Origin of the sequence: uncultured Salegentibacter sp., from assembly GCF_963972535.1 — a bacterium.
Lineage (GTDB): Bacteria > Bacteroidota > Bacteroidia > Flavobacteriales > Flavobacteriaceae > Salegentibacter.
In genome coordinates this window covers 1-3,692 of record NZ_CAXAVR010000175.1, presented here as the reverse complement: position 1 = coordinate 3,692, position 3,692 = coordinate 1, and the positions used below count along the sequence as shown (strand labels likewise).

The window sequence follows — 3,692 nt, the reverse complement described above, 5'->3', positions numbered from 1 at the left end:
GGGTGAATAATTATGCTAAGTTCCTGCTCGTTGGAGTATTCTCCATAATCTTTAGCTCTTACTTTAAAATTATAAGTCCCAGGTTCGAGATTATTAAAGGTTACAGTATTCATCCCTGGCCTTAATTTTATCCAGTTTTCTGAATTAAGGGAATAGGAATATGTAATCCATTGCTGGTTTTTGAATGCAAACGAAGAAAATTCAATACTAAAATCGTTATCGTTATGAGCCAGTTCAATAGTATCAGCATCAGTAATTGCTTTTTCTATTATGGAATAAGAACCAGATTTCATTCCTTTTTTTACCGGTTCGTCCTGAAGATAAAATCCTGTAATTCTTAAATCTACATCACTTCCTTTTGAAGTTATTTCTGAAGGATCAAAAAAAGTGATACCGTTGGTGCTTCCAAAATATAGGCGACCATTAGCTTCAGCATAAGACGCGTTTTTATTGAACTCATTCCCCTGAAGCCCATCACGGAAATAGTAATTTTTAAACTCTTTGGTTTGAAGTTCAAATTTTGAAATACCATTATTGGTACTTATCCACAAATTATTATTGACGTCTTCCTCTATCGCGCTTATCACATTACTGGGAAGCCCGTGCTCTATAGTGTAGTTTTGGGTAATAGTATCGTTATGGGGTTTGTAAAATAAACCTTCAGAAGTTCCTATCCATAAATTATTTTCTTCATCTTCATATAGACTGTAAACAATTTTATTGGTCAAGATATGGTTTTCACCTTTTTGGTTCAGGTAGCTGTTTTTCTCCAAATCCAGGGTGGCAAGCCCATCATAAGTGCCTATATAAAGCTCATTGGTATTAGATAAGAGTAAGCAGTTAATCCATTTATTGTATAACTGGTCATAAGGGGCTCCATTTTCAATAATATTACGGTTTGTGCTTTCTTTGGTTTCAAGATTGTAAGAATAAAGCCCGTATCCCAGGGTACCAATCCAAAGATTTTTCTTGCTATCTTCAGTAATATTATAAACGCGTTCTACGGTATTATTCTTGTCGTCTTTAAAAGGCTCAATATATTCTAAATCCTGCGTTTCCCTATTTACTTTTGCCAGTCCGTTAAGGTACGTGCCAATCCATAATTCATTTTCTGAATCCTGGAAAATGCTCATAATACTCGCCGATCCCTGTATCCCATTTTGACCTAAATGAAAACGCTGTTTTTTATCTTCGGTTACACCATATAATCCGTCCCCATCGGTACCTACCCACAAAATATTTTGCCTGTCTTTAAATATAGATACCACGCTGTTGGAACCTATAATGTTGTTTTTTACCGATTGGTAGCCTATATAATTAAAATTATTGGCCTTATCTGGGATTAATAAAACTCCTTTTTGATAAATACCTAGCCAAAGATTATCGGCATTATCCTGCATTATAGAGTGAATTTTAGTTTTCTTAAAATCGAAATTAGCAATGCTAAAATCGTTTACACTCATTTTTTCTCTTACAGGATCATAGATCTTTAAACCCATCCCATCTGTACCCACAAAAATTTCATTCTCTTTATTTACAAAAAGTGTTTTTACCGGTAGGTTTTTAGAGTCTTCTATAAATTTAAAATTATCTTTTTCACGGTTATATTTAAACAGGCCCGCACTCAAACTTCCCACGTACAAATTCCCATTTTGATCTTGAGTAATACTGGAAATTTGAGTTTCATAATCATTTTCATTAAAATACTCGGTGATTTTACCTTCGCGCGTTATTTTAAATAGCCCTTTATCCTGGCTTATAGCCCATAGATTTTCATTTCTATCTTCAAAAATTTTTTCAAGAAACGAAGTGGGAACCATTTCTGGAAATTTCCTGGCAACAGGTTTACCATGCTCCTGCCTTAATTTTAAAATGCCCTGCCCAGAAGTTCCTATTAAAATTTCTCCATTTTCTCTTTCAAGCATAGTGGTAACGTGCGCAGGATAGGCAGAACTGTCTTCCGTTAAGAGAGGAATCTCATGGAATTCTTCAGTAGCGTGGTCAAAATATTGTAAGCCATTAAAAAAACCGAAATATAAAACGCCCTCACTATCCTGAAATATAGACTTTACATAATTATTTAAGATTGAAGTAGAATCTTCCCGTTCTTGTTTATAAATTGAAAATTTTGCCCCATCGTACCTGTCTAAACCATCTTCGGTAGCAATCCAGATATAGCCTTTGCTATCCTGAAAGATTTGATTAATTAAACTACTGGAAAGTTCTGCATCAGTAGAAAATAGATTTCCTACCTGCCCATAATTGAAGATTGGAGATAATAGAAGGATGGTTAATAATAAATAGCATCTATTTAAACAGGCTACTTTAAAATTGGGTGCTTTCATATAGACCTCATCGTAATTTTTAGGGTGTAGAACTTTTTTAGAATAATTAATTATTGAAATTTTTAATTAAACCTGGCGCAGCATAAAAAACTTATGGTTTGTATGACCACAAGTTATAATTTTTTTCTTAAATTAGCAATCTATTAGAGATTTATAAAAATTACGCCCCAATAAATACTTATTTTCATCCTTTTGGGAGAAAAGTTTTAATTTCAATTTTACGGTTGATTATTCATTAAGTTCGATAAAACTACTCTCAAAAGGATTTTTTATTGAAATTATTTAGAATAAAGTATTGGGTAGTATTGCTAACTCATAGTTTAAAAGAAAAGCCTTCTTCTACTTTTTGCTGATATTTTTCGGCATCAAACTGATATAGGAAAGAACCCTTCCGGGAAGAATTCATATCTTTTTCTTCCAGTTTAATTAAAATATCCAAAGCATTGATTTTATTGATAAAATTGCGTTTATCCAGCTTTTCTCCAAGTATAGATTCATAAAGCTTTTGAAGCTGGCGCATCGTAAATTTTTCGGGTAGAAGTTCAAAACCAATTGGCTTTTTAGAAGTTTTGTAGCGTAACCTTTTTATAGCTTTGGTAATCATTTCAGAATGGTCAAAAATAAGCTCGGGAAGTTCTGTGACGCTAAACCATTTAGCCGAATATTTATCAATTAGAGCCTTGTCATGCTCTTTAATATTAATAAGGGCAAAATAGGCTACCGATATGGTTCTCTCTGCAGGATCCCGGTCTACTTCACTAAATGCATACAACTGCTCCATGTAAATTTGTTCAATTCCGGTAAGTTGATATAGGATACGGTTAGCAGCGATATTAAGGTTTTCGTGTCTTTTAAGAAAACCTCCCATTAAAGACCATTTTCCTTTTTCGGGTTCAAAATTTCTTTTAATAAGAAGAATTTTTAAATCTTCCTCATCAAAACCAAATATTATACAATCTACTGCCAGAAGAACTTTGTCTTCTAATTGGTATTTCTGAACCATTTTTTACCTGAAATTTAAAACCGGAATGCGGCCATGCTAATATTGAATTTAATTTCTGAACTTACAAAATTAAAAATTTGTTAAAGAAAAATTGTTTTTGAGATTTACTTTTATTTATATTTGGAAATGTAAAATTAACACTTAAGGAGTTTAAAGATATTTAATTCACTGTAAATCAATAATAATATGAAAGTTAAAATTTTATTTGCTCTTATGCTTGGCTTCGTTTTTAATGTACAGGGGCAGGAGACAAAAATTTCATTCAAAACGGCAGAAGATGCGCCTAACATTAGTAAGCATATTTATGGGCATTTTGCTGAACATCTGGGCAGATCTATTTATGA

Annotated in this window: 2 protein-coding genes; both read right to left on the bottom strand. The window is 32.8% G+C overall.

What is annotated here, in order from left to right; all coding sequences use genetic code 11:
* On the bottom strand, positions 1 to 2,345 hold a 2,345-nt coding region (locus tag AACZ30_RS13410), incomplete at its 3' end, for a two-component regulator propeller domain-containing protein (RefSeq protein WP_339649987.1).
* A 313-nt stretch (positions 2,346 to 2,658) separates the two neighbouring features.
* Positions 2,659 to 3,348 (bottom strand): NUDIX domain-containing protein, encoded by a 690-nt coding sequence (locus AACZ30_RS13405; RefSeq protein ID WP_075325809.1) that lies wholly within the window; start codon positions 3,346 to 3,348, stop codon positions 2,659 to 2,661.
* Positions 3,349 to 3,692: the final 344 nt, after the last annotated feature.